This is a genomic window from Agromyces aureus, from assembly GCF_001660485.1.
Lineage (GTDB): Bacteria > Actinomycetota > Actinomycetes > Actinomycetales > Microbacteriaceae > Agromyces > Agromyces aureus.
In genome coordinates this window covers 2,997,096-3,023,781 of the sequence record NZ_CP013979.1, presented here as the reverse complement: position 1 = coordinate 3,023,781, position 26,686 = coordinate 2,997,096, and the positions used below count along the sequence as shown (strand labels likewise).

Here is a 26,686-nt window from a genome sequence, read left to right as displayed (position 1 = left end):
GGATGCCGCGTGCCGGCCGCGCACGGGGCATCCGCCGTCCGCGTGGTGCACGGCCCGAAACCCCGAGGCCGGCTGGTCTAGAATCGACCGCGTCATGACTGCCATCTACGACTGTTCGGTCGAATCCCAGCTGCTCACGGGCATGCGCCTCGCACGCGGAGCGATCGGCCGCGGCCAGCTCGTCGTGATCCCCACCGACACCGTCTACGGCCTCGCCGCCGACGCGTTCGACGCCGCCGCGGTCACGCGACTGCTCGAGGCGAAGGGGCGCGAGCGCACGTCGCCGCCGCCCGTGCTGATCCCGGGCATCCCGACGCTCGATGCGCTCGCCCGCGAGGTGCCGGAGCCCGTGCGCGACCTCGTCGCCGAGTTCTGGCCGGGCGGACTCACCGTGATCCTGCACGCGCAGCCATCGCTCACCTGGGATCTCGGCGAGACCCGGGGCACGGTCGCCCTGCGCATGCCCGACAACCGCTTCGCCCTCGAACTGCTCGCCGAGACCGGGCCGCTCGCGGTCTCGTCGGCGAACCTCAGCGGCGAGCCCGCGGCCACGACGGCCGCCGACGCCGAGGTCATGCTCGGCGAGTCCGTCGCCGTCTACCTCGACGGGGGACCGGCCGGTTCGGATTACGACGCGATCGGCGAACGTGCCGGCGACACCTCGTCGACCATCATCGACGCCACCGGGCTCACCGACGGCAGCGGCACGATCCGCATCGTCCGCGCCGGCGTCATCTCGCGCGAGCGCATCGCCGCCGTCGTCGGCGAGGAGCTGCTCGCACCTGCCGTGGAGCCGGTCGCGCCTGCGACGGAGGCCGCGAACGCCGATGCGCCCGCGCCGGAAGCCGGGAGCAGCGACGTGTCCGCGCCCGAGCCCGCGTCTGAGGCCGAGCCCGCGCCGGACGCCGTGAGCGCCGACGCGCCCGCCGATCGCGACGCGAAGCCGTCCGCAGCCGACCTGCCCGCGGCATCCGACGACGAGACCGGTGCCGCCGCCTCATGACCCTGTTCCTCGCGCTCGCGATCATCGCCGCGCTCGTGACCCTGGTCGGGTCGTTCGTCGTGTGGAAGCTGAGCCTGAAGTACCGGCTCTACCCGAAGATCCGCGAGCGCGACGTGCACACGCGACCGACGCCGAGGCTCGGCGGCATCGCGATGTTCCTCGGCATCCTCGTCGCCTTCGGTGCGGCGTGGTTCGTCTCGAGCCTCGGCCCGACGCGGTTCGCGAACGTCGCGATCATCTTCCAGGACCCGACGCAGGTGCTCGCCATCCTCGGCGCCGCCCTGCTCATCGTGCTCATCGGCGTCGCCGACGACATCTGGGACCTCGACTGGACCACGAAGCTCGCCGGCCAGTTCATCGCCGCGGGCCTCATCGCCTGGCAGGGCGTCTCGATCGTCTCGCTGCCCATCGGCGGCATCCTCGTCGGATCCTCCTGGATGTTCGCGACGCTCACGGTCTTCGTGATCGTGCTCGTGATGAACGCCGTGAACTTCATCGACGGCCTCGACGGGCTCGTCGCCGGCGTCTCGCTCATCTCGAACGGCGTGTTCTTCGTCTACACCTACCTGCTCGTGCAGCAGACCTCGCCGACGAACTACTTCAACCTCGCCTCGATGATCGCGATCATCCTCGTCGGTGCGTGCGCGGGTTTCCTGCCGCTCAACTGGCGGCCCGCGAAGCTCTTCATGGGCGACGCGGGGGCGCTCCTCGTCGGACTCCTCATGGCGACCTCCGCGATCGCCGTGACCGGCCAGCTGAACCCCGCCGGCGTCGGGTTCAACCAGCTCTTCGCCGCGTTCATCCCGATCATCCTGCCGGTGATCGTGCTGCTCATCCCGCTGCTCGACTTCGGGCTCGCCGTGGTGCGGCGCCTGCGCGCGGGCAAGTCGCCGTTCGCGGCCGATCGCAAGCACCTGCACCACCGACTGCTCGACATGGGGCACTCGCACCTGAACGCCGTGCTCATCTTCTACGGCTGGACCGCGGTCGCCTCGATCGGATGCCTCCTGACGTATGTCTTCCCGGTGTACTTCGGCATCAGCGCCCGATGGGCGTTCCTCCTGCTGGGCGTCGGGTTCGTCGCGTGCGCGATCGTCACGCTCGCGCCCCTCGGGCGGCGCAAGCGCCTGACGGTGGCCGCAGAGGCGACGTCCGCCGCGCCCATGGCTCCGCACCTCGACGAGCTCGAGACCGGCGCGATCGCGGTCGTCGACGCTCCGCAGGCGACGGATGCCCCGGCGCAGGCGAGGCAGGCCCCGCAGACGCCGCCCGCCTCGTAGGCAGCGGTTCCGAGCCTCCGGCGCGGACGCGGCCCTCGGCACCGCCGACAGATTCGGCTCAGGACGCATCGGTACAATCGGGCGACCCACGACTTGGAGCCTGATGAACGACGCACGACCTGACAACACGCCCACCTCGAACCCCGTCCTGCGCCAAGCGCTGGTCTGGGGCGGCATCGTCGCCGCGGCGCTGCTCCTCGTGAGCGGGGTGCTGGGCTACGTCTTCGCCGGCAGTGAAGGGCTCATCGGGGCGCTCATCGGCACGGCGATGGCGGTCGTGTTCATGGGCATCACGGCCGCGACCATCCTGACCGCGAACCGCTTCGCCTCGAGCGACCTCTTCGTGGGCGCGTTCTTCGGCATCGTGCTCGGCGGTTGGCTGCTGAAGTTCATCGTCTTCATCGTGCTCGTCGTCCTGCTGCGCGACGCCGCGTGGCTCGACACGACCGTGCTGTTCCTCAGCCTGGTGGCCGGCGTGCTGGCCTCGCTCGTCGTCGACGTGGTCGTCATCACGAAGTCCCGGATGCCGCATGTCAGCGACGTCGAGCTGCCTCCGGCGCCTCGAGAGGACTGATTTTCGACGCGTTGTCGAAAATGTCGGCTGAGACGCGGTCGGCGATTCGTCCGATGCCCGAAGTCTTGCTAGAGTAATGGAGATCCCCCCGGTAAACGCCTGCTTCGGCATGTGCGTGAGACCGTTCCGATGTTCGTCGTCGCGAGAGCCGAGCTCCACGCCCCGAAACAGGAGATAGCGCTGCTAGCTAACGCTCTGAACCTTCTGGTTCCGATGTCAACCAACGATGGTGAATTCCACGGGCCGTCGATCGACGAATTCTTCCCGGGAGCACTCTTCTTCGAAGACACCCCGTTCGAGATCAACCGCATCATGCTCGTCCGCTTCGTCGCGGTCGCGGCACTGCTCCTGGTCTTCTGGCTCGGCACGCGCCACCTGCGCATCGTGCCCGGTCGGTTCCAGAGCCTGCTCGAGATGGGTCTCGACCTGGTGCGCGTCAACGTCGCCGAGGATCTCCTCGGCAAGAAGGACGGCAAGCGATTCCTGCCGATCCTCACGACGATGTTCTTCATGATCCTGTTCATGAACATCACGGGCGTGATCCCGTTCCTGAACATCGCCGGCACCTCCGTCATCGGCGTGCCGCTGGTCCTCGCGATCGTGTCCTACGTGACGTTCATCTACGCGGGTGTCAAGAAGAGCCCGAAGAACTTCTTCAAGAACTCCCTCTTCCCTTCGGGTGTTCCGTGGCCGGTGTACATCATCGTCACGCCGATCGAGCTCCTCTCGACCTTCGTGATCCGTCCGGTCACGCTGACCCTGCGACTCATGATGAACATGATCGTCGGTCACCTCCTGCTCGTGCTCTTCTTCGCAGCCACGCAGTTCTTCGTCTTCTCCCTCGGCGGCTGGTGGACCCTCGTCGGCGCCGGCACGCTCGCCTTCGGGTTCGCGTTCACGCTGTTCGAGATCCTCGTCGCCTTCCTGCAGGCATACGTCTTCACCCTTCTCACCGCGGTCTACATCCAGCTCGCGGTCGCCGAAGAGCACTGAGCCCGGGCACCCGCCCAGAAACATCCCTAGGAAAGGAAACCCAACGTGGACGCAACCACCGTTCTCGCTGAGATCAACGGCAACATCGCGACGGTCGGCTACGGCCTCGCAGCCATCGGCCCGGCCATCGGCGTGGGCATCGTCGTCGGCAAGACCATCGAGGGCGTCGCTCGTCAGCCCGAGCTGGCCGGCCGCCTCCAGGTCCTGATGTGGATCGGTATCGCCTTCACCGAGGCGCTCGCCTTCATCGGCATCGCGACCTACTTCATCTTCGTCTGATCCACCCGCCGCAACTGAGGAGGCCAACGTGCTCCATGCAGTACTGAGCGCTGCGACCGAGGGTGGCGAGACGCACAGCCCGGTCATTCCCGAGCTGTACGACATCCTCTGGTCGTCGGTCTGCTTCGTCATCATCCTGATCTTCTTCTGGAAGTACGTGCTCCCGCGCGTCCAGACGATGCTCGATGAGCGCGGCGAAGCGATCGAGGGCAACATCGCGAAGGCCGACGAGGCCCAGCGCAAGGCCGAGGCCGCCCTCGAGGAGTACACCGCCCAGCTCGCCGATGCGCGCGCCGAGGCCGGTCAGATCCGCGAGACCGCTCGTGAAGACGGCAAGAAGATCGTCGCCGAGGCCAAGGACACCGCGGTGTCCGAAGCCGCTCGCGTCACCGCGAGCGCGCAGGCGCAGATCGAGGCCGAGCGCCAGTCCGCGCTCGTCTCGCTCCGCTCCGAGGTGGGCACCATCGCGATCGACCTGGCTTCCGGCGTCATCGGCGAGTCGCTCACCGACGACCAGAAGGCGCAGGCCGTGGTCGACCGGTTCCTCGCCGACCTCGAGGCGTCCGAGAAGGCCGCCGCAGGGGAGACGAAGTAATCCATGGGTAGCGCAACGAGAGAGGCCCTGGCCGCCTCGCGAGCCGAGCTCGCGTCGTCGGGCCGGGCCGACCTGTCGGTCGCCGAGGACCTCCTCGCCGCGGTTCGACTCATCGCCGGCTCGGGCCACCTGCGCACCGCGCTCACCGACACCGAAGCCGACGCTGCGCAGAAGGGCGCGCTGGTCTCCAGCGTGTTCGGCGGTCGCATCGTCCCGGGCGCGGTGACGCTGCTCACGGCTGCGGCATCGCAGCGGTGGTCCAGCCATGCCGACTTCCTCGACGGCGTCGAGGAGCTGGGCCTTCGGGTCGCGGCCGACGCCGCAGGCGAAGGCGTCGAGCTCGACGAGCAGCTGTTCGCCTTCGAGCGCGCGGTCGCCTCCGACGCGGAACTCGAGCTCTCGCTCGGTTCCAAGCTCGGTGCGAACGACGCCAAGGCACGACTGGTCGAGCGACTGCTCGGTGCAGGCAAGGCCGACCCGGCGACGCTCGTCGTCGTGCGCCACCTGGTGCTCTCACCCCGCGGACGCCGCATCGGCGCGATGCTTCGCGCCGCCGCCGGCGTCCTCGCCGATCAGCGCGGATTCCAGGTGGCGACCGTCACGACCGCCGTGCCGCTGAGCTCCGCTCAGCTGGCGCGACTCGAGCAGGGACTCGCCGTCAAGGCGGGTCGCCGTATCCGATTCGACACCATCGTCGATCCCGCCGTGCTCGGTGGGGTCCGCGTGCAGATCGGCGACGACGTCATCGACGGCAGCGTCGCCTCTCGCCTCAGCTCGCTGAGGCAGAAGCTTGCCGGCTGACGCCGGACGACACCGACCGGCGTCCCGCGCCGTGACACACCAGTAGCTGTACAACCGGTACAGAAAAGGAAAAGACAATGGCAGAACTCTCCATCAGCCCCGATGAGATCCGTACGGCTCTCACGGAGTTCGCCGCGGCCTACGAGCCGGGCACGGCGCAGAAGACCGAGGTCGGATACGTCACCGATGCCGCCGACGGCATCGCGCACGTCGAGGGACTGCCCTCGGTCATGGCCAACGAGCTCATCCGCTTCGCGGACGGCACGCTGGGTCTCGCGCTGAACCTCGAGGAAGACGTGATCGGCGTCGTCGTCCTCGGCGAGTTCACCGGCATCGAAGCGGGCATGGAGGTGACCCGCACGGGCGAGGTCCTCTCGGTCCCCGTCGGCGAGGGATACCTCGGCCGTGTCGTCGACCCGCTCGGCAACCCGATCGACGGTCTCGGTGAGATCACGGGCCTCGAAGGCCGTCGCGCCCTCGAGCTCCAGGCTCCCGGTGTCATGCAGCGCAAGTCGGTCCACGAGCCGCTCCAGACCGGCATCAAGGCGATCGACGCCATGATCCCCGTCGGCCGCGGCCAGCGTCAGCTGATCATCGGCGACCGCCAGACCGGTAAGACGGCCATCGCGATCGACACGATCATCAACCAGAAGGCCAACTGGGATTCCGGCGACGTCAACAAGCAGGTTCGCTGCATCTACGTCGCCATCGGCCAGAAGGGCTCGACCATCGCCTCGGTGAAGGGCGCGCTCGAGGACGCCGGTGCCATGGAGTACACCACGATCGTGGCGGCCCCGGCCTCCGATCCCGCGGGCTTCAAGTACCTCGCCCCCTACACCGGTTCGGCCATCGGCCAGCACTGGATGTACGACTCCAAGCACGTCCTCATCATCTTCGACGACCTGTCGAAGCAGGCCGAGGCCTACCGCGCCGTGTCGCTGCTCCTCCGCCGTCCGCCGGGACGCGAAGCGTACCCCGGTGACGTCTTCTACCTGCACTCGCGTCTGCTCGAGCGTTGCGCGAAGCTGTCCGACGAGCTCGGTGCCGGCTCGATGACGGGTCTCCCGATCATCGAGACCAAGGCGAACGACGTCTCGGCGTACATCCCGACCAACGTGATCTCGATCACCGACGGCCAGATCTTCCTCCAGTCCGACCTGTTCAACGCCAACCAGCGTCCCGCGGTCGACGTGGGCATCTCGGTCTCGCGTGTCGGTGGTGACGCGCAGGTCAAGTCGATCAAGAAGGTCTCGGGCACGCTGAAGCTCGAGCTCGCCCAGTACCGTTCGCTCGAGGCGTTCGCGATGTTCGCCTCCGACCTCGACGCGGCCAGCCGTCGTCAGCTCGCGCGTGGCGCCCGCCTCACCGAGCTGCTCAAGCAGCCGCAGTACTCGCCGTACCCCGTCGAGGAGCAGGTCGTCTCGATCTGGGCCGGCACCAACGGCAAGCTCGACGAGGTCCCGGTCGAAGACATCCTGCGCTTCGAGCGCGAGCTGCTCGACTTCCTCGGCCGCAACACCTCGGTGCTGACCGACCTCCGCGAGACGAACGTGCTCTCCGACGAGACCGTTGCGACCCTCGAGTCGTCGGTCGACAAGTTCAAGCTCGAGTTCCAGACGGGCGAGGGCAAGCCGCTCGCATCCGTGGGCTCGGAGCAGTTCGAGCCGATCGACGCCGAATCCGTCAACCAGGAGCAGGTCGTCAAGTCGAAGCGCTGAGCGCCTCGACACGACTGATCGATCGACTCTAGGACTACAGGAGAGACATGGGAGCGCAACTTCGGGTCTACCGGCAGAAGATCAAGTCTGCCCAGACGACGAAGAAGATCACGAAGGCGATGGAGCTCATCGCCGCCTCGCGCATCCAGAAGGCGCAGGCTCGTGTGGCCGCGTCGTCGCCGTATTCGCGAGCCATCACGCGTGCCGTCTCGGCGGTCGCGACGCACTCGAACGTCGACCACGTGCTGACCACCGAGCCCGAGCGCATCGAGCGCGCGGCCGTCGTGATCCTCACGTCGGACCGCGGTCTCGCCGGTGCGTTCAACTCGCAGGTGCTCCGTGAGGCGGAGCAGCTCAGTGAGCTGCTCCGTTCGGAGGGCAAGGAAGTCAACTACTTCCTCGTCGGGCGCAAGGCGGTCGGATACTTCGCGTTCCGTCGTCGTGAGTTCGAGCAGCAGTGGGTGGGCAGCTCGGAGAACCCCGACTTCGACCTCGCGAAGGAGATCTCCGACGCGGTGCTCGAGGCGTTCCTCCGGGATGCGTCCGACGGCGGCGTCGACGAGATCTTCGTGGTGTACAACCGCTTCGTCAGCATGATGACCCAGACCCCTTCGGTCGTGCGGCTCCTGCCGCTCGAGGTGGTCGAGGGCGTCGCCGAGGCGAACGCGCAGATCGAGCCGCTCTACGAGTTCGAGCCCGACGCGGAGACCGTGCTCGACGCGCTGCTTCCGGTCTACATCGAGAGCCGGATCTTCAACGCGCTGCTGCAGTCGTCCGCGGCCAAGCATGCGGCGACCCAGAAGGCGATGAAGTCGGCGAGCGACAATGCCGACAAGCTCATCACCGACTACACCCGCCTTGCGAACAACGCACGCCAGGCCGAGATCACGCAGCAGATCTCCGAGATCGTGGGCGGCGCCGATGCGCTCGTCGCCGCCAAGTAGCAACTCAGAAAAGAGAGAGCAGAATGACTGACACCGCAACCGCGCCGGTCGCCGAGCGTGTCGCCGGCACCGTCGGGCGCATCGCACGCGTCACCGGCCCCGTCGTCGACATCGAGTTCCCCCACGACTCGATTCCCGAGATCTACAACGCGCTGAAGACCACCGTCACCATCGGTGACCACAGCACGATCCTGACCCTCGAGGTCGCGCAGCACCTCGGCGACGACCTCGTCCGCGCCATCGCGCTGAACCCGACCGACGGTCTCGTCCGCGGCCAGGAGGTCACCGACACGGGCGAAGCCATCTCGGTGCCCGTCGGCGACGTCACCAAGGGCAAGGTCTTCAACGTCATCGGCGATGTCCTCAACGGCGAGCCCGGCGAGCAGATCGAGATCACCGAGCGTTGGCCGATCCACCGCAAGCCGCCGGCATTCGACCAGCTCGAGTCGAAGACGCAGCTCTTCGAGACCGGCATCAAGTCGATCGACCTCCTCACGCCGTACGTGCAGGGTGGAAAGATCGGCCTCTTCGGTGGTGCCGGTGTCGGCAAGACCGTCCTCATCCAGGAGATGATCCAGCGCGTCGCGCAGGATCACGGTGGTGTGTCGGTGTTCGCCGGTGTCGGCGAGCGCACCCGTGAGGGCAACGACCTCATCCACGAGATGGAGGAGGCGGGCGTCTTCGACAAGACCGCCCTCGTCTTCGGCCAGATGGACGAGCCGCCGGGAACGCGTCTTCGCGTCGCCCTCTCCGCGCTCACGATGGCGGAGTACTTCCGCGACGTGCAGAAGCAGGACGTGCTGCTCTTCATCGACAACATCTTCCGCTTCACGCAGGCCGGCTCCGAGGTCTCCACGCTGCTCGGCCGCATGCCGTCCGCCGTGGGCTACCAGCCGAACCTCGCCGACGAGATGGGCGTCCTCCAGGAGCGCATCACGTCGACTCGTGGTCACTCGATCACCTCGCTGCAGGCGATCTACGTGCCCGCCGACGACTACACCGACCCGGCTCCCGCGACGACCTTCGCGCACCTCGACGCCACGACCGAGCTCTCGCGTGAGATCGCGTCGAAGGGTCTGTACCCGGCCATCGACCCGCTGACCTCGACGTCGCGCATCATGGACCCCCGTTACCTGGGCGCCGACCACTACCGCGTCGCGACCACGGTCAAGCAGATCCTGCAGAAGAACAAGGAACTCCAGGAGATCATCGCCATCCTCGGTGTCGATGAGCTCTCCGAGGAGGACAAGATCACGGTGGCCCGCGCGCGCCGGATCCAGCAGTTCCTCTCGCAGAACACCTACATGGCCAAGAAGTTCACGGGTGTCGAGGGTTCGACCGTTCCGCTCAAGGACACGATCGAGTCGTTCGACGCGATCTCCCGTGGTGACTTCGACCACGTGGCCGAGCAGGCCTTCTTCAACGTCGGTGGCATCGGCGACGTCGAAGAGCAGTGGGCACGCATCCAGAAGGAGAACGGCTGAGCATGGCCGCACTCAAGGTGAGCGTCGTCTCGGCCGACCGGGAGATCTGGTCGGGCGAGGCGTCCATGGTGATCGCTCGCACCGTCGAGGGCCAGATCGGCATCCTGCCGGGCCACGAGCCGATGCTCGCGGTCCTCGCCGCCGGCGAGGTCCGGGTGTCCCTCCCCAGCGGTGAGAAGATCGCCGCGAACGCCGAAGACGGCTTCCTGTCGGTGCAGTCCAACGCCGTGCAGATCGTCGCATCTCACGCCGAACTGGCCTGAGGCCGAGCGGATGCCGGGGGAGCAGCCGCTGGATCGGCAGTTCGGAGAGCTGTCGATCACGCAACTCGTCGTCATGGCGGGTCTGCCCGGAGCCGGGAAGTCCACGATCGCTGAGATCGTGGGCGCCCGGCTCGGGGCGACCGTCGTGTCGGTCGACCCGATCGAGTCCGCGATTCTGCGGGCTGGGATCGATGCCGACGAGCCCACCGGGCTCGCGGCATACCTCGTGGCCGAGGAGATCGCCGAGAAGGAGCTCTCCTCGGGCCGGACGGTCATCGTGGATGCCGTGAACGCCGGCGAGGCGGCCCGCCTGCAGTGGCGAGATCTCGCGGTGCGTACCGACGTGCGTCTTCGCGTGGTCGAGGTGGTCTGCTCCGATGAGGAGCTCCACCGTTCGCGTCTCGCCAAGCGCGAGCGCAACCTGCCGCACCTCGAAGAGACGACGTGGCGCGCGGTCGAGCAGAGCCTCGAGGGCTACGCCGCCTGGACCGGCCCGTCGTCGGCGCTTCCGCGCGTGACGATCGACAGCATCGAGTCCCTCGGCGCCAACGTCGACGCGACGCTCGCCTTCCTCGCCTCGTAGATGCTGCTCCTCCTGCCGCCTTCGGAGACGAAGCGCGCGGGCGGCACCGGTGCGCCGCTCGACCTGTCGAAGCTGTCCTTTCCAGACCTGGCAGCCCAGCGCACCGAGCTCGCCGATCGTCTGGTGGCGCTATGCGCCGATGACGAAGCCGCGATGCGAGCGCTCAAGCTGGGGCCGCGGCTCGCCGGCGAGATCGAGCACAACCGAGCGCTGTGGACGTCGGCGACGATGCCGGCGCTCGATCGGTTCACCGGCGTGCTGTTCGACGCGCTCGATGCCGAGACGCTCGATGAGCGCGCTCGCGAGTTCGCCGCCGAGAGGGTCTTCGTGCACTCGGCACTCTTCGGGCTGGTCGGTGCCATGGATCGGATTCCTGCGTATCGGCTCTCGCACGACTCTCGGGTCCCGGGCGTGGCGCTCAAGCGCTTCTGGCGGGAGTCGATCGCGCAGCGCATCGTCTCGCACGAGGGCTTGGTCGTCGACCTCCGCTCTGAGGCGTATGCGGAGCTCGGTCCGGCGCCGGTGCGTGCGGGCAGTGTGTTCTTGCGGGTCGTCGCCGTCGACGACGGAGGTCGTCGACGTGCGCTGAACCACTTCAACAAGCAGGCGAAAGGTCGGTTCACGCGCCGCCTGCTCGAGACGCGCCCGCAGCTCCATTCCGTCGACGACCTCGTTGGGTGGGCCGCCGAATCCGGCTTCGTGATGGGCTTCGGCTCGGCGGGCGAGGGTGCGCCGGTCGAGCTCGACCTCGTCGCCTGAGTCCGGCGCGCCGTCGTCTCACTGTTCAGAGCGCGGATGAGGGCGCCTGCGCTTCGAGCGACGGCCTCGCCGCCGCCGAGTCGTGTGCCGCAGCTGCGGCCGCCGGTGACCTGAAGCATCCGCTGAGGTGGTCGTCGACGAGACCGGCCGCCTGCATCAGGGCGTACATCGTGGTCGGACCGACGAAACGGAACCCCCGCGCTCGCAGCTCTTTGCTGAGCGCCGTCGACTCGGGCGTCACGGCGGGCACCTCGGCGAAGGTGGCCGGTGCAGAGGGCCGCGCGGGCGGTGCGAATGCCCAGATGAGTCGATCGATCGGCTCATCGAGTTCGAGCGTGGCCCTGGCGTTCTGGATCGTCGCCTCGATCTTGCCCCGGTGTCGGATGATGCGTTCGTCGGCGAGGAGGCGCAGGACGTCGGATTCACCCATGGAGGCGACCAGCTCGACGTCGAAGTCGTGGAACACCTCCCGGAACGCGGGGCGCCGGCGGAGGATCGTGATCCACGAGAGGCCAGCCTGGAACCCCTCCAGGCAGACCTTCTCGAACAGTCGCACTGGATCGTGCTGCGGCGTGCCCCACTCGTCGTCGTGGTACCGCCGGTATTCGGGGTCGTTGCCGCTCCAACCGCATCGCACCAGGGCGTCGTCGCCTCGGATGAGCTCGGGCCGGGGGATCACGCTCACGCGGCGAAGCCGATGAGCTCGTGGCCGAGGAGCCAGAGTTTCGTCGGAACACCCTCGCCCGCCGAATACCCGGTGATCCGGCCGTCGGACGCCAGCACTCGGTGGCAGCCGACGAGGATCGGCACGGGGTTGGCTCCGACGGCCCCGCCGATCGCCCGGGCCGAGCCCGGCTTGCCGACGGCCGCGGCCAGCGCGCCGTACGACGTCGCGTCGCCCCATCGCAACTGCTGCAGCCGGTTCCAGACCGCGAGCTGGAAGGCCGTGCCGTGCAGGCGCACCGGCACGTCGAAGTCGGTGCGCTCGCCGGCGAAGTACTCGCCGAGCTGCGCCAGTGCCCGGTCGAGCACCGCGTTGCGGCGCTCGGGGTCGGCGTCATGGGGGAGTGCGCCGTCGCGCTCGATCGAGAGCGAGGTGACGGCGTCGTCGTCTGCGAGGAGCTCGAGCCGCCCGATCGGGCTGTCGAGTCGTGCGAGGAACAGGTCGGTCATGGCTCGAGCGTAGCTGCGGCATCCGACAACGACTCGCGGGAATCGGACATGGCGCAACAGGCCGCGGACGACGTCCTGTGGAGGACGAGACCGCGAGCAGTCCTCAACAGCCGTGGCTTCGATGCAACCGACCGATGCGGCGGGAGCGCGCCGACGTCTGCGGGATCGGTGCTCGATGCTCGCGGCATGACCGCCATCATCCGCGCCGCGTCGGCGCACGACTTCCTCGCTCTCGTTCCCACGCTCGCCGGGTTCCGGCCGGAGCGATCGCTGCTCTGCATCGTCTTCAGCGGCAACCGGTCGGTCGGAGTGCTCCGCCACGACCTGCCCCTCGCGGAAGTCGACCACGACCGTCTCGTGGCGGCGGTGATCGGCACGATCTGCCGGATCGTCGACATCGATGCGATCGTCCCCGTGATCTACACCGACGCCCGATTCGCCGACAACGGTGGGATGCCCGAGCGCGCGCTGCTCGAACTCGTCGCCGATCGAGCGGGGCAGGCGGGTTTCGTCGTCCGCGATGCGCTCTGCCAGGCAGCCGACGGCTGGAGCTCGCTGCTCGACCCGGATGCGCCGGCCATGGGGCATCCGCTCGTCCTGATCGAATCGAGCGCCGCTGTCAATGACGTGCCCGACGGCGACCGGATCGCCGCGGGCGATCGACCGGGAGCCGGGCTGCCGCCGGCGAACCCCGCGCGAGCCGCCTCGGTCGCCGCGGCCCTCGCGGAGTTCCGCGACCTCCCGAGCCTCGAGGGCGCGATGTCGGAGCTCGGCCGGGACGCGGACCCGGTCGAGCTCGTCGAGACGCTCATCGCCCGCCCCCGACGCAGACCGGTCGACGCGCGAAGGCTCGCGTGGTTCGTGCACCTCGCCTCGCGGCCTCCCTTCCGTGACGCCATGATGCTGCAGATCGCGTTCGGACGGATGGTCGGCGAACTCGCCCATGAGGTCTCGCACGCGCCGCACGACACCGCCGCCGCGGAGATCGCGGCGGCTGATCTCGATCACGACGACCGCGGGCACGCCGAGCGGGCCGACCTCGACGAGGTGCTTGCACGGCTCATCATGGGCCGGTCGATGCTGCGACCCGACCGGGCCAGGGTCGAACGCGCGCTGGCGGTCCTGGGAGACGCGATCGCGCACGCGCCGGCCGCCGGTCGGAGCGGGTCGCTCTGCATCGCCGGTTGGCTCGCGTGGACGCAGGGGCGCGGATCGGTCGCCGGCGCGTTCCTCGACTCGGCGCTCGAGTGCGATCCGGCGCATTCGATGTCGAGCCTGCTCGCGGAGTACATCGGATCGGGGGCGCTTCCCGAATGGGTCTTCGTGCGCCCGGAGCGGACGGACGAGCACCACGGAGCGATCAGTGGCCCGTGAGCCGGCCCACGGCCTTGGCGACGAGCGAGGCGCGGCCGGTGGCGCGCTCCTCCAAGTCGGCGACCTGCATGCCGAGCACGCCGAGGTTCGCGCCGATGAACCGGAACGGCTCCGGCTCCCAGAGCGGCGAACGATGGTTCGCCCATGGCAGGCGGGTCAGCTCGGTATCGCGCTCGAGCACGAGGTCGGCGAGCGTGCGCCCGGCCAGGTTCGTGGTCGACAGGCCGTCGCCGACGTAGCCGCCGGCGAATCCGACGCCCGTGCGCGGATTGTAGCTCGCCGTCGCGGTCCAGTCGCGCGCGACGCCGATGGGTCCGCCCCAGCGGTGGGTGACCGTGACGGCTCCGACCATCGGGAAGAGCTCCACCAGCGTGCGATGCAGGTGCTCGAACACGGCGTCGACGCGCTCGAACGAGGGATCGACGGCGCTGCCCCAGTGGTAGTTGGCCCCTCGACCGCCGAACGCGAATCGGTTGTCGGCGGTTCGCTGCCCGTAGATCAGCAGGTGCCGGTAGTCGCTGAAGGTCTGGCCGTGCTCGATGCCGATCTCGTTCCACGTCGCGTCGGAGAGTGGCTCCGTCGCGATCATGAGCGAATAGAGGGGCAGGATGCGGCGTCGGACGCGCGGCAACTGCGACCCGAAGCCCTCGAGCGCGACGATGACCCGTCGGGCCATGACGCTGCCCTCGAACCCGCTGTCGAGGGACCGGAACCTCACGCGCCCCGCCGCCCAGTCGAGCACCTCGGTGCGTTCGAAGATCGAGACGCCGGATGCCTCGACCGCCCGCGCGAGTCCGCGCACGAGCTTGCCGGGGTGGACTCCGGCGCAATCGGGGTCGAAGGTCGCGGTCGGGCGGCTCGTGCCGATGCCGGTGATGCCGAAGCGGGCGGCGACCTCGAGCTCGTCGAGGAGCCCGGTGCGATCGACCCCGTACTGCGCGGCCTCGGCGACATCCGCGGCGGCGGCCCGCTGCTGCACGGCATCGCGCGCGAACACGACGGTGCCGCCCTGCACGAAGTCGCAGTCGATGTCTTCGCGACGCGTCGCGGCTCCGACTTCGGCGACCGTGTCGATCATCGCGCGTCGCATCGCGACGGCGGCGTCGAGCCCGTCGTGACGCTCGATCGCGCCCGCCGTGCGCGGGAACAGCGCGGAGCACCAACCGCCGTTGCGGCCGGACGCTCCGTACCCGGCGATCTCGCGCTCGAGGATCGCGATGCGGAGCGTCGGATCCAGCGCGAGCAGCGAGTGCGCGGTCCACAGCGCGGTCAAACCGCCGCCGACGAGGCACACGTCGAAACGGGCGTCGGAGGTGAGCGCGGGTCGCGGCCTGAGGTCGTCGAGGCCCATCTCGACGAGCGAGTCGAACCAGAAGCCCGTCGCCCGGTACGCCGCCACGGACCCGTCCGTGGCGGCATGCACGGGTCGCGGCATCAGATCTTCGTAGCTGCCTCGGTCAGTACCCCGCGGAGGATCTGCTCGATCTCCTGGAATTCGGCCGGGCCGATGGTCAGCGGCGGCGCGAGCTGGATCACGGGGTCGCCACGGTCATCGGCGCGGCAGTACAGTCCCGCATCGAAGAGCGCCTTCGACAGGAACCCCCGGAGCAGGCGCTCGGCCTCGTCGTCGTTGAAGGTCTCCTTCGTGCCCTTGTCCTTGACCAGCTCGATGCCGAAGAAGTACCCGTCGCCGCGAACGTCGCCGACGATCGGCAGGTCGAGCAGCTTCTCGAGTTCGGCGCGGAAGAGGGGCGAGTTCTCGCGCACGCGCTCGTTCAGGCCCTCCTCCTCGAAGATGTCGAGGTTCTCGAGTGCGACCGCGGCCGAGACCGGGTGCCCGCCGAAGGTGTACCCGTGGTAGAACGACGTGTCACCGGTGGCGAAGGGTTCGTAGAGCTTCTCCGAGATGATCGTCGCGCCGATCGGGGCGTACCCCGAGGTCATGGCCTTCGCGCACGTGATCATGTCGGGCACGTAGCCGTAGGCGTCGCACGCGAACATGTGGCCGATGCGGCCGAAGGCGCAGATGACCTCGTCCGAGACGAGCAGCACGTCGTACTGGTCGCAGATCTCGCGCACGCGCGTGAAGTAGCCGGGGGGAGGCGGGAAGCAGCCTCCCGAGTTCTGCACGGGCTCGAGGAAGACCGCAGCGACGGTCTCGGGGCCCTCGAAGAGGATCTGCTCCTCGATGCGGTTGGCAGCCCAGATGCCGAAGGCCTCGATGTCCTCGGCGGGCGCGCCCATCTCGGCGGCGCGGTAGAAGTTCGTGTTCGGCACGCGGAAGCCGCCGGGGGTGACCGGCTCGAACATCTCCTTGATGGCGGGGATGCCCGTGATCGCGAGCGCGCCCTGCGGGGTGCCGTGGTACGCGACCGAGCGGGAGATCACCTTGTGCTTGGTCGGGCGGCCCTGCAGCTTCCAGTAGTACTTGGCGAGCTTGAACGCGGTCTCGACCGCCTCGCCGCCGCCCGTCGAGAAGAACACGCGGTTCAGGTCGCCGGGCGCGTGGGTCGCGAGCCGGTCGGCGAGCTCGATGGCGGCGGGGTGCGCGTACGACCAGATCGGGAAGAACGCGAGCTCTTCGGCCTGGCGCGCGGCGACCTCGGCGAGCCGCCTGCGGCCGTGCCCGGCGTTGACCGTGAAGAGCCCCGCAAGGCCGTCGAAGTACTTGCGTCCCTCGATGTCGAAGACGTGGTGGCCCTCGCCCCTCGTGATGATGGGCACCCCGGAGGAGTGCATCGTCGACTGCCTGGCGAAGTGCATCCACAGGTGGTCGTTCGCCATCTGCTGGAGCGTTGCGTTGTCCCGTACTCGATCGGTCATGGTCGATCCCTTCTAGCGAGTGCCCCAGTTGTAGAACTGCTTCTGGAGTTTGAGGTAGACGAACGTCTCGGTCGAACGCACGCCCGGCAGGTTGCGGATGCGCGAGTTCAGCAATGTGATCAGCTCGTCGTCGTTCTCGCACACCACCTCCGCGAGCACGTCGAAGCTGCCGGCCGTGAGCACGACGTAGTCGATCTCGGCCAGTTCGGCGAGGCTGGCCGCGAGCTCCCGGGTGTCGCCCGAGGCGCGGATGCCGATCATCGCCTGGCGGGTGAAGCCGAGCTGCATCGGATCGGTCACCGCCACGATCTGCATCACGCCCGACTCGGTCAGGCGCTGGACACGCTGACGCACGGCCGCCTCGGACAATCCGACGGCCTTGCCGATGTCGGCGTATGAGCGGCGCCCATCGGCCTGGAGCTGTTCGATGATCGCCTTCGAGACGTCGTCGAGATGCACGGGCCGCGGTGCAGCTGTTCGTGCCGTGTTCGTCATGCGACCGATTGTGTCAGTGTGCGAGGTCCGCGGCAAGGGATTCCGTTGAAATCCATCCCCTTCGCAACGGATTCCCACGCCTTCCGTCGCGTCCACCGCGAAAACCGGGGCGGCGTGTCCGAGCGTGAGACGAGTGCGATCGGCCGACCCGCACTGGTGCAGACTGAACCCATGGTCGTCGGAACCGTCACGAGTGCCACCCGCGTCGGGGCGGGCGAATGGGAGGTCGTCGTCGGCGACCGGTTCATCGCCGTGCTCGCCGCGCCCGCCGACGACCGGGCGATCGCGGAGCTCGCCGGGCTCACCGGCGACGCGACGGTCGGCATCGAACGGTTGGTCCAGGAGATCCCCGGAGCACCGGATGCCGCGGGCGAGGTCGATCGCGGGTTCGCCGTCGTCTGGTGGCCGACCGCCGACGCCTCGAGCGTCACGGCCGTCGTCCGCGGGGAGGCCGTCGTCGACGTCGACTCGCCCGGCGGCTCACGGCGGTTCGACGGCCGTGGCATCCGTCCGTGGCATCTCGCGGAGTTCCGCGACGTCAGCGGCGTGCGCATCACGGAGGCTGCGGCTCCGCTGCGGCCGCGTGGCACCGCGATCGGCGCCCGTGCACCGGGCCGGGCGACCCTCAGGGCGACCGACGTCGAGTGGACGCCCGAGGCGCGACCGTCCGGCGCCGACGTGCCCCTCGGCGCCTCGTCCGACCGGGCTGCGCGCGGCGGTCCGCTCGATGCGACGAACGCACCGGAGACGGAGACGGCGACGGACGCGATCGCGATCACGGGCGAGGAACCGGAGACGGTCGAGGGTCCGGCGGACCTCGACCCGATCAGCGCCTTCGCGCCGGGCCCGCCGCCGCGGGTGCGCATCGGCGCCGACGACGTGCGAACCGTCACCCGGCCGATCCTCGTCGGTCGCCGTCCGCTCGCCCCTCGTGCGCCGGCGGCCGCCTCGGCGGCTCCCGAGCTCGTGCCGGTGCGCTCGCCGACGGGGGTCGTCTCCGGCACCCACCTCGAACTCCGCGTCGAGGGCGAACGACTCGTCGCGACCGATCTGCGCTCGACCAACGGAACCGTGCTCCGCACCGCGACCGGCGTACGGCGCATGCGAGCCGGCGAGTCGATCGTCGTCGTGCCGGGGAGCACCCTCGACCTCGGAGACGATACGATCATCGAGGTCCTCCCAGCCAGCGACGAAGCTCCCCGTCCGACCCGAACCGACAGGCCCCGCACGTGACACAGATCGGAAACGGCAAGTCCCGGCATCCGATCGTGCTGCCGGACGGGACGAAGATCACGCTGTCGTGGGCCGCGGGCACCGACGTCGGACACCGGCGGCAGGTCAACGAGGACAGCTTCGTGGCCCAGGCGCCGATCTTCGCCGTCGCCGACGGCATGGGCGGCCACGCCGCCGGCGACTTCGCCAGTGCGGCGGTCGTCACCCGCCTCGCCGAGCACGGCGGCAAGCTGGTCATGGGCACCGGCGACATCGACCAGTCGCTGCGGCTCGCCGTGCAGGACATGCACCGCGGCACGGGCGTGACCGACGAAGGCAGCGGCACGACCGTGACCGGCGTCGCGCTCGGCCTCATCTCCGACGAACCCGCCTGGATCGTGTTCAACATCGGCGATTCGCGGGTCTACCGACTCGTCGGCGGCGTGCTCGAGCAGCTCACCGTCGACCACTCGATCGTGCAGGAACTCGTCGACGCGGGCCAGATCACGCGCGACGAGGCCGACACGCATCCGCACTCCAACGTGATCACGCGTGCCGTCGGGTTCCACGAGTCGCCGATCCCCGACTACCGCGCGATCGCGGTCGAGCCCGGCATGCGCCTGCTGATCTGCTCCGACGGGCTGACGAAGGAGCTCACCTCCTACGGCATCCGGCACTTCATGACGGCCGACCGATCGGCCGAACGCGTCACCGCGCACCTGCTCGAGGCGGCCCTCGGCAACGGCGGGCGCGACAACGTCACCGTGCTCGTCGTCGACGTGCTCGACGTCACCCGCCCCGAGCCCGCGCCCGAGCAGGCGGCGGCCGAGGGCGCACTCGATTCGCCCGCGGCATCCTGAACCCGTCCCACACGACCCGTCGTCCCCGCTGACGACGCGCGTCGGAGGGTGGAGACGGCGCCTCGCCAGCCGGATCGCGAGCCCTCGACCCGCCCGTCGAGCCGGCGTCGGCCGACCTAGAATGAGCAGACCGGATGCCGCCGGCATCGAGCCGCGACGCACCCGATCAGGTACCGAGATCAGGGAGGATCGTGTCGAGACGACTGCCGTCCACCCCGCCGAACCTCCCGGGGTTCTCGTACATCCGCGTGCTCGGATCGGGCGGGTTCGCCGACGTGTTCCTCTACGAGCAGAACATGCCTCGCCGACACGTCGCCGTCAAGGTGCTGCTCGCCGAGGTCGTCGACGATGCGGCGCGGCAGATGTTCCAATCCGAGGCCGACGTCATGGCGCAGCTCTCGTCGCACCCGTCGATCCTGACGGTCTACCAGGCGAGCGTCGCGGCCGACGGACGCCCGTACCTCGTCATGGAGTTCTGCCCGGCCACGCTCGGCCAGCGCTATCGCAGCACGGCGCTGCCGCTCGCCGAGGTGCTCGCGATCGGCGTGCGCATCGCCAGCGCCGTCGAGACCGCGCACCGCAACGGCGTGCTGCACCGCGACATCAAACCCTCCAACATCCTGACCACCGCCTACGGGCACCCCGTGCTGTCGGACTTCGGCATCGCCGCGAAACTCGGCGCGATCTCCTCGACCGACGCCGTCGGACTCTCGGTGCCCTGGTCGGCGCCCGAGGTGCTCGTCGACGACGCGGGCACCGTCGCGAGCGAGGTCTGGTCGCTCGGCGCGACCGTGTACTCGCTGCTCGCGGGCCGCAGCCCGTTCGAGCAGCCGGGCGGCGACAATGCCGTCGCACGTGTCTCGGCCCGCATCCGCACCGCGAAGCTGCCCCGCACCGGCCGTGACGACGTGCCGGAGTCGCTCGAACGGGTGCTCGCCCGTGCGATGTCGAAACGGCCCGCCGACCGGCAGTCCAGCGCGCTCGAGTTCGTGCGCGACCTGCAGGCCGTCGAAGAGGAACTCGCGCTCCCGCAGACCCCGCTCGAGGTCGTCACCGAGGATTGGGCGCTCGCCGTGGGGGTCGACCTCGACGAACGGACGCGCATCCTCGCCGCACCGGCGGGCGCTCCCGGCGCTCCGGATCGTCGGGCCCGCCGAACGCGTCGCCCGGCGGACCGGCCCGGAACGACGACGCTGCGCTCCGACACGCGATCGGGATCCACGGGGCCGCGGCCGCCCGCGCCCCGGGCCCCGCGCCGCGCGTTCTGGGCGATCTCGGCCGTCGCCGTGCTGCTCGTCGGGGTCGCGCTCGGCGGGGCGTACCTCGTCAGCACCGCGACGGCTCCGATCCCCGTGGTCACCGACGTGCGGGCCACCGCCGACCGCACCCTCGTGACCTTCACCTGGGACGACCCGGGGCTGCAGGGCGGTGACGCCTACCTCGTCATCATCGACGGCACGGCCCGTCCCGTGCAGCGGGAGCCCCGCATCGACGTGGTCGGCGCGGACGGGGACCACCTGTGCGCCGAGGTGACCGTCACCCGCGACGGCAAGACCGGCCGTGCGAGCAAGGAACGCTGCGTCGACATCGACGCGGAGGACTGATGAGGCTGCGCTCGGTCGTCTCCCGCCATCCGTCCGCAGTCGCGACGGCGGCGATCGGCGTGGCCGTGGTCGCCGTCATCGTCGGCGTCGCCGCGGCATCCGGCGGATACTCGGCCGAGCGCATCGACCTCGGCGACGCCGCCGTGTGGGTCGCCAACGACGATCTCGAATCGGTCGGGCGGGCGAACACGGCGGTGCACGAGTTGAACTCGATCGTCGAGACCGGCGGGTCGACGGTCGAGATCGCGCAGCGAGGGCAGACGGTGCTCGCGATCGACCCGGATCGGGCGACGGTCGCCGTGATCGATCCGACGACCTCGACCGTCGCCGAGACGGTCGTCGTGCCGCCGGCGAGCAGCATCGCGATCACCGAGTCGAAGGTCGTCGTCGCCGCCGAGGGCAACGTGTGGACCATGCCGTCAGACCAGGTCGTGGACCTGCAGGTCGACTCCGACCCGACCCTGACGTTCGGCACGGGCAGCGTGGTCTCCGTGGCGCCCGACGGTCGACTGTTCGCGTTCACGCCCTCCAGGGGGATCGTGCAGCGGGTCGACGTCGACGACTCGGAGGCCGTCGTCGAACAGTGGCAGACCGACGTCTCCGACCCTGATTCCACCTTCCAGATGACCTCGGTCGCCGGCAGGTGGGCCGTGCTCGACGAACGCACCATGCTGCTGCACTTCGCGGACGGCACCGTGCCGCTCGGCGACCTGGTCGGCGCCGGCGACGACCCGCACCTGCAGGAGCCCTCGGTCGACGGGGAGGTCGTCGCCATCGCCTCGCGCACGGGCCTCGTCACCGTCGGCCTCTCCGACCATGTCGCGCGCGTCGCCGATGCGACGCCCGCGGTCGGAATCCCGACGACGCCCGTTCGGCACGGCGGCTGCCTGAACGCGGCCTGGTCGAGCAGCACGGCGTGGCGCTGGTGCGACGGCGGGTCGCCCGAGACCTTCAGCCCGGAGATGCCGGCCGGCGCCGACCTCGCGTTCTTCGCGAACGGGCGTTCGCTCGTGCTGAACGACCGCTCCTCTGGCCGAAGCTGGGCCGCGGCGACCGACTACCGGGTCATCGACAACTGGGCCGACCTGCTCGCGACCGAGACCGACGACGAGAAGATCGAGCGCCCCGACGCCGATCGACCGGCCGAGCTGGAGCGGAGCCAGGTCGATCCCATCGCCGTCGCCGACGAGTTCGGCGCACGGCCGGGCCGGGCCTCGGTCCTGCCGGTACTCCTGAACGACTACGACCCGAACGGCGACGTGCTCGCGATCGGTTCGGTGGACGGCGCGCTGCCGGCCGGCGTGCGCCTCGATCTCGTGACCGACCGCCAGCAGGTGCAGGTCTCGCTCGACGATTCGGTCACCGAGGGATTCACGTTCGGGTACACCGTCGACGACGGCCGCGGGGGAAGCGCGCGTGCAACGGTGGGCGTGCGGGTGCGCACCGACGACGAGAACAGTCCACCCGAGCAGGTCCGCGAGCGCACCACCACGGTCGCGGTCGGAGGCCGATCGACGACGGCAGTGCTCGGCGACTGGGTCGACCCCGACGGCGATCCGTTCTTCCTGCGCTCGGCCACGTCCCCCGACGGCGACTCGGTCTCGTTCACGGCCGACGGTTCCGTCGTGTTCGACGAGCACGGCGGGGCGGGCGCGACGCGACGCGTGCCGCTGGTCGCGGACGACGGCCGAGACCAGGGAACCGGGGTCCTGCAGGTCGATGTGCGGTCTCCGGGCAGCGTGCCGCTCGTCGCCGAGCCGTTCGTCGTGCTCGCGACGGCCGGCGAGGAGGTGCGGGTCGATCCTCTCCGACATGTGCACGGAGGCACCGGGCACATCGTGCTCACGAGCGTTCCGGCGAAGCAGGACACCCTGATCACTCCCGACTACGACGGCGGAACGTTCCGGTTCAAGAGCTCGGCCGAGCGCACGCACTACCTCGAATACGTCGTCACCGACGAGACGGCGGCCCCGGTCACCGGTCTCATCCGCGTCGAGGTGCAGGCCGCATCCGATCGTGATGCGACCCCGATCACCGTGCCGCACACCGCCTTCCTCCGAGCCGACCAGCCGATGGACATCGACGTGCTCGCGACCGACATCGACCCGACGGGCGGCGTGCTCGTGCTCACCGACCTGCTCGGCGCCGACACGAACGAGATGCGGGTCGCGGTCATCGACCACCGCATCCTCCGGGTGCAGCTGCTCGCACCCCTGCCGCTCGGCTCGCTCACGTTCGGGTACCGGGTGAGCAACGGCCTCGGCGAAGCGGAGGGGGCGGTCACCGTGGTCGAGGTTCCGGCGCCGGATGTCGCCCAGCCCCCCGTCGCGAACCCCGACACGGCCTCGGTTCGCACCGGCGACGTCATCGACGTGCCCGTGCTCGCGAACGACGAGCACCCCGACGGGCTGCCGCTCACCCTCGACCCCGAGCTCGTCGTCGAACCCCCGGCAGGCCTGCTCTTCGTCAGCGGCGACCGGCTGCGCTACTTCGCTCCAGAGGCCCCGGGCGAGTACGACGCCACGTACCTGATCAGGACACCGGGGCAGGTGGCGAGCGCGACCGTGCACTTCTCGGTGCGATCGGCCGACCCCGAGACCAACGCCGCCCCCGCCCCGCCCGAGATCACCGCTCGCGCGCTCGCAGGCGACAAGGTGCGCATCGCCGTGCCGCTCGGCGCGACCGACCCCGACGGCGACTCGGTGCTGCTCGTCGGGCAGGAGTCGAACCCCGAACTCGGCACCGTGACGGAGACCGGCCCGGACTGGCTCGACTACGAGGCCGGCGGATACTCGGCGGGCACCGACACCTTCACCTACGCGGTCGTCGACGCGCTCGGCGCGCGGGCCGTCGGCACCGTTCGCGTGGGCATCGCCGCACGTCCGGAGGGCGCCAGGAACCCGGTCGCCGTCGAGGACACCGTGCTCGTGCGCCCGGGGCGCACCGTCTCGGTGCGCGTGCTCGCCAACGACAACGATCCCGACGGGGGCGCACTCGAGATCACGGGGGTCTCCGAACAGCAGGGCGGCGCACCCGCCTCGTTCATCGACGACCGGGTCGACGTCGTGGTGCCCGACGTCGAGGGCTCCTACAGCTTCCAGTACACGGTCGGCAACGATCGGCTCGGCACCGCGTCGAGCTTCCTGACCGTCATCGCGAGCGAGGACGCGCCCTTCGCCAGACCCGACGTCGACGACGTGGTCCTGAACCTCACCGACATCCTCGATCGGGAGCGGGTCGACGTCGACGTGCTCGCCGACGCGTTCCTCGCCGATGCCGACGTCTCCGATCTCGACGTCGCCCTGGTCGACGGATTCGACGAGGGCGCCGAAGTGCTGCGCGACGGTCGCATCCGGATCGACGTCGAGGACCGACGCCGGATCATCCCGTTCTCGCTGACCCACCCCGAGGATCCCTCGGTCGTCTCGCACGCGTTCATCCGCGTGCCGGGGCGCGACGACGCGATCCCCCAGCTCCGACGCGACGCGCCCCGCGTCGCCGTGCGGAGCGGCCAGAGCGTCGAGCTCGACATCGAGGACTTCGTGATCGCGGCATCCGGTCGTCCGGTTCGCATCGCGGATGCCGCGACGGTGCGGGCTGCGCACAGCGACGGCGCGGACCCCTGGGTCGACGAGCGAACCCTCCGATTCCGCAGCGAGGCGGGGTACTTCGGCCCCGCATCGATCTCGTTCACGGCCACCGACGGCGAATCCGGGGCGGACCCGACCGGCCGCACGGGCACGATCGTGATCCCGATCACGGTGAACGCGACCACGGACCAGGCACCCGTGTTCGACGGCGGGTCGATCGATTTCGAACAGGGCAAGGCGAAGCCGATCGATCTCGGGAGATTGACGACCTACCCCTACAAGGACCGGACCGACGAGTTGGAGTACCGGCTCGTCGATCCGCTGCCCGAGGGATTCGGGTTCGAACTCGACGGCGATCGGCTGACGGTCACCCCGTCGGCGTCGAAGCCCGTGGGCTCGAAGGCCTCCGTCGCCGTCGAGGTCGCCGACGCGGCGGGCGAGGGCATCCCCGGGCGCATCGATCTCCAGGTGGTGCCGTCGACGAGGCCGCTCGCGCGTCCGGTGGCGGACTCCGCGGTCGTGCAGCGCGGTGCGGCGACGAGCGTCGACGTGCTCGCGAACGACGGCGGCACGAACCCGTTCCCGGACACGCCGCTGCGCGTGAAGTCGTTGCGCGGCCTCGATACCCTGCCCGACGGGGTCTCGATCACCGTCGAGGGCGGGTCGACCCTGCTCGTCGAGGTCGCCGACGATGCGGAACCGGTGAACACGACCCTGCAGTACCAGGTCGCCGACGCGACCGACGACCCGGACCGCTTCGCGTGGGGAACCGTCACGGTGTCGGTGCAGGACCGCCCCGAGCCGGTGTCGGCGCCCAGGGTGACCGGCTTCGGAGATCGCACCCTCGACCTGGTGTTCGGCGCCGGCGCCTTCAACAACTCTCCGATCGTCGGATACCGCATCGGCCTCATCGACCCGGTGTCGGGCGCCGTGCTGGCGACGACCGAGTGCGCCGTGACGACCTGTCGGGTGGCGACGCTCGGCAACGGTCGAGCCGATGCGGTGCTGCTGCGCGTGCAGGCCCGTAACGGCATCGGGCTCTCCGACCCGGTGGACGCACCAGGGCCGATCTGGTCCGACGTCGTGCCGCCGGCCCCGGCCGGGCTGGGCGCCGCACCGCTCGACGGCCGGCTGCGGCTCAGTTGGTCTCCGGTCTCGGCCGGCGCGGGCAGCGCGGTGCACTCCTACGTCGTGGTCGTCGGCGGTGTTCCGACCGAGGTCGACGCCGCCTCGGTCTGCACCGCCTCGCGGTGCCAGGTCGACTCGCGTGCGCTCGAGAACGGCAGTCTGGTCGAGTTCTCGGTGAGCGCCAGGAACGAGGCCTATCCGGCGATGGCGGTGTGGGCCGAGAGCACCGGTTCCGGTACGCCGTTCGGCGCCCCGGTGCCGGGCGGCATCAGCGTCGTCGGCGATGCGCTCGCCGGAACCGTCACCGTCAGCTGGAGCCCGTTCGACGGCAACGGCGACGCGATCGGCGGGTACTTCGTGCAGCGCCTCGCCGAGGGCACGACCGCACCGCCGACGGGCGCACAGAGCTGTTCGGTCACGGCGCCTGCCCCCGGTGCCGTCATCGGCCCGTCGCGCGGCGGAACGGTGCTCGACATGGTCGCGACCGGACCGGATGCCTCGAGCGTGCAGTTCTCGGGTGCGACCACCGAAGCCGCGAGCTACGCGTTCGTGGTCTGGGGCTACAACCGGTCGGCGTGCGCGAGCACGGGGGTCGGAGTGGTCGTGGTGCGCGAGCCGCCGGGACCGGTCACGTCGGTGCAGAGCGGCATGGACTGGATGACCCAGGACACCTGGGATCGATACATCTCCGAGGTCCAGCCGGGCGAGCGACTGCAGATCGTCGCGGTCGACGCCGACGGTGCTCAGCTCGGCGCGCCAAAGGACTTCGCCGGAACCGGGTGGCTCCGCGCCGTCCTCGGCCGGCCGTTCGGCGAGACGGTGCGCTTCCAGATCCGGCAATGCTCTCCGTGGGGCAGTTGCGGGCCGTGGTCGAAGATCCTGCCGACCGATGCCCGCCCCTCGCTCACCTTCGCGCTGCCCTCGCGCGTCTGGGATGCCGCCGGCGCGACGTGGACGTGGGGATCGGCGCCGGACAACTCGGGGATCCCCGCGAGCTTCCGATGCGGAGTCGAGGGCGACGACGTCGGCGTGGCCGCGCAGCGGGACACCGGCTGCCGGATCCCCGGAGCCCGGCCGGGCGACCGGGTCTGGTTGGATGTTGAGGTCGCCGGCGTGAGAGTGAGGTATCAGAACCCGTGACGCACGATGGA

Annotated in this window: 23 protein-coding genes; 18 read left to right on the top strand and 5 right to left on the bottom strand. The window is 69.7% G+C overall.

Features of this window, described 5'->3' with window-relative positions:
- The first annotated feature begins 94 nt into the window (after window positions 1–94).
- From ATC03_RS13570 to ATC03_RS13510, 13 genes are all read left to right on the top strand, one after another.
- Window positions 95–1,003: an L-threonylcarbamoyladenylate synthase gene (locus ATC03_RS13570; protein ID WP_067878096.1), complete on the top strand. Its 909-nt coding sequence runs from the start codon at window positions 95–97 to the stop codon at window positions 1,001–1,003.
- Complete coding sequence (locus tag ATC03_RS13565) at window positions 1,000–2,283, top strand: MraY family glycosyltransferase (RefSeq protein ID WP_067878094.1); 1,284 nt, start codon at window positions 1,000–1,002, stop codon at window positions 2,281–2,283. Before ATC03_RS13570 ends, ATC03_RS13565 begins: the two co-directional genes overlap by 4 nt.
- A 103-nt stretch (window positions 2,284–2,386) precedes the next feature.
- Entirely contained in the window at window positions 2,387–2,857 is a 471-nt protein-coding gene (locus ATC03_RS13560) for a hypothetical protein (protein WP_067878091.1), read from the top strand.
- 213 nt (window positions 2,858–3,070) lie between these two features.
- Window positions 3,071–3,850 carry a F0F1 ATP synthase subunit A gene (atpB, locus tag ATC03_RS13555; protein WP_227820101.1) on the top strand — a complete coding sequence of 260 codons (780 nt, stop codon included), beginning with the start codon at window positions 3,071–3,073 and terminating at the stop codon, window positions 3,848–3,850.
- Window positions 3,851–3,895: 45 nt separating this feature from the next.
- Window positions 3,896–4,129, top strand: a complete 234-nt coding sequence (gene atpE / locus ATC03_RS13550) for an ATP synthase F0 subunit C (protein WP_022888426.1) — start codon at window positions 3,896–3,898, stop codon at window positions 4,127–4,129.
- Window positions 4,130–4,157: 28 nt separating this feature from the next.
- Window positions 4,158–4,724, top strand: a complete 567-nt coding sequence (locus tag ATC03_RS13545) for a F0F1 ATP synthase subunit B (RefSeq protein WP_067878088.1) — start codon at window positions 4,158–4,160, stop codon at window positions 4,722–4,724.
- 3 nt (window positions 4,725–4,727) lie between these two features.
- The gene (locus ATC03_RS13540; protein ID WP_067878085.1) at window positions 4,728–5,525 is read left to right on the top strand and encodes a F0F1 ATP synthase subunit delta; all 798 of its coding nucleotides are present in this window, start codon (window positions 4,728–4,730) and stop codon (window positions 5,523–5,525) included.
- A 77-nt stretch (window positions 5,526–5,602) separates the two neighbouring features.
- On the top strand, window positions 5,603–7,243 hold the full coding sequence (atpA, locus tag ATC03_RS13535) for a F0F1 ATP synthase subunit alpha (RefSeq protein ID WP_067878082.1): 1,641 nt from the start codon (window positions 5,603–5,605) through the stop codon (window positions 7,241–7,243).
- 47 nt (window positions 7,244–7,290) lie between these two features.
- Window positions 7,291–8,187: a F0F1 ATP synthase subunit gamma gene (locus ATC03_RS13530; protein WP_067878069.1), complete on the top strand. Its 897-nt coding sequence runs from the start codon at window positions 7,291–7,293 to the stop codon at window positions 8,185–8,187.
- Window positions 8,188–8,210: 23 nt separating this feature from the next.
- Window positions 8,211–9,671 carry a F0F1 ATP synthase subunit beta gene (gene atpD / locus ATC03_RS13525; RefSeq protein WP_067878066.1) on the top strand — a complete coding sequence of 487 codons (1,461 nt, stop codon included), beginning with the start codon at window positions 8,211–8,213 and terminating at the stop codon, window positions 9,669–9,671.
- A 2-nt stretch (window positions 9,672–9,673) separates the two neighbouring features.
- Window positions 9,674–9,934 (top strand): F0F1 ATP synthase subunit epsilon, encoded by a 261-nt coding sequence (locus tag ATC03_RS13520; protein WP_067878063.1) that lies wholly within the window; start codon window positions 9,674–9,676, stop codon window positions 9,932–9,934.
- 10 nt (window positions 9,935–9,944) lie between these two features.
- Window positions 9,945–10,517, top strand: coding sequence for a P-loop nucleotide/nucleoside kinase family protein (locus ATC03_RS13515; protein ID WP_067878061.1), 573 nt, complete (start codon window positions 9,945–9,947; stop codon window positions 10,515–10,517).
- Entirely contained in the window at window positions 10,518–11,276 is a 759-nt protein-coding gene (locus ATC03_RS13510; RefSeq protein ID WP_067878058.1) for a YaaA family protein, read from the top strand.
- Window positions 11,277–11,301: 25 nt separating this feature from the next.
- Here the strand turns inward: ATC03_RS13510 and ATC03_RS13505 are convergent, their stop codons facing one another.
- Both ATC03_RS13505 and ATC03_RS20830 read right to left on the bottom strand, forming a co-directional pair.
- The gene (locus ATC03_RS13505) at window positions 11,302–11,952 is read right to left on the bottom strand and encodes a DNA-3-methyladenine glycosylase I (protein WP_084003743.1); all 651 of its coding nucleotides are present in this window, start codon (window positions 11,950–11,952) and stop codon (window positions 11,302–11,304) included.
- A 5-nt stretch (window positions 11,953–11,957) separates the two neighbouring features.
- Window positions 11,958–12,449 carry a methylated-DNA--[protein]-cysteine S-methyltransferase gene (locus ATC03_RS20830; protein ID WP_067878055.1) on the bottom strand — a complete coding sequence of 164 codons (492 nt, stop codon included), beginning with the start codon at window positions 12,447–12,449 and terminating at the stop codon, window positions 11,958–11,960.
- A gap of 186 nt (window positions 12,450–12,635) precedes the next feature.
- On the opposite strand from ATC03_RS20830, the gene ATC03_RS13495 reads away from it, so the two are divergent.
- Window positions 12,636–13,823, top strand: coding sequence for a DUF4192 family protein (locus ATC03_RS13495; RefSeq protein WP_161490347.1), 1,188 nt, complete (start codon window positions 12,636–12,638; stop codon window positions 13,821–13,823).
- On the opposite strand, the gene ATC03_RS13490 is transcribed toward ATC03_RS13495, so the two are convergent.
- From ATC03_RS13490 to ATC03_RS13480, 3 genes are read right to left on the bottom strand one after another with little or no spacing between them, the layout of a single operon-like run.
- Window positions 13,810–15,258, bottom strand: a complete 1,449-nt coding sequence (locus ATC03_RS13490) for an NAD(P)/FAD-dependent oxidoreductase (RefSeq protein ID WP_084003496.1) — start codon at window positions 15,256–15,258, stop codon at window positions 13,810–13,812. The two genes, ATC03_RS13495 and ATC03_RS13490, sit on opposite strands and share 14 nt — an antisense overlap.
- Window positions 15,258–16,646, bottom strand: a complete 1,389-nt coding sequence (locus ATC03_RS13485) for an aspartate aminotransferase family protein (RefSeq protein WP_067878047.1) — start codon at window positions 16,644–16,646, stop codon at window positions 15,258–15,260. Before ATC03_RS13485 ends, ATC03_RS13490 begins: the two co-directional genes overlap by 1 nt.
- 12 nt (window positions 16,647–16,658) lie before the next feature.
- Window positions 16,659–17,141, bottom strand: a complete 483-nt coding sequence (locus ATC03_RS13480) for an Lrp/AsnC family transcriptional regulator (protein ID WP_067878043.1) — start codon at window positions 17,139–17,141, stop codon at window positions 16,659–16,661.
- 171 nt (window positions 17,142–17,312) lie between these two features.
- On the opposite strand from ATC03_RS13480, the gene ATC03_RS13475 reads away from it, so the two are divergent.
- The 4 genes from ATC03_RS13475 to ATC03_RS13460 all read left to right on the top strand — a co-directional run bounded on the left by ATC03_RS13475 (window position 17,313) and on the right by ATC03_RS13460 (window position 26,675).
- Window positions 17,313–18,374 carry an FHA domain-containing protein gene (locus ATC03_RS13475; protein WP_067878040.1) on the top strand — a complete coding sequence of 354 codons (1,062 nt, stop codon included), beginning with the start codon at window positions 17,313–17,315 and terminating at the stop codon, window positions 18,372–18,374.
- Entirely contained in the window at window positions 18,371–19,213 is an 843-nt protein-coding gene (locus tag ATC03_RS13470; protein WP_084003495.1) for a PP2C family protein-serine/threonine phosphatase, read from the top strand. Before ATC03_RS13475 ends, ATC03_RS13470 begins: the two co-directional genes overlap by 4 nt.
- 191 nt (window positions 19,214–19,404) lie before the next feature.
- Window positions 19,405–20,817: a serine/threonine-protein kinase gene (locus ATC03_RS13465; RefSeq protein ID WP_227820100.1), complete on the top strand. Its 1,413-nt coding sequence runs from the start codon at window positions 19,405–19,407 to the stop codon at window positions 20,815–20,817.
- Window positions 20,817–26,675 carry an Ig-like domain-containing protein gene (locus ATC03_RS13460; RefSeq protein WP_067878030.1) on the top strand — a complete coding sequence of 1,953 codons (5,859 nt, stop codon included), beginning with the start codon at window positions 20,817–20,819 and terminating at the stop codon, window positions 26,673–26,675. Before ATC03_RS13465 ends, ATC03_RS13460 begins: the two co-directional genes overlap by 1 nt.
- Window positions 26,676–26,686 lie beyond the last annotated feature (11 nt).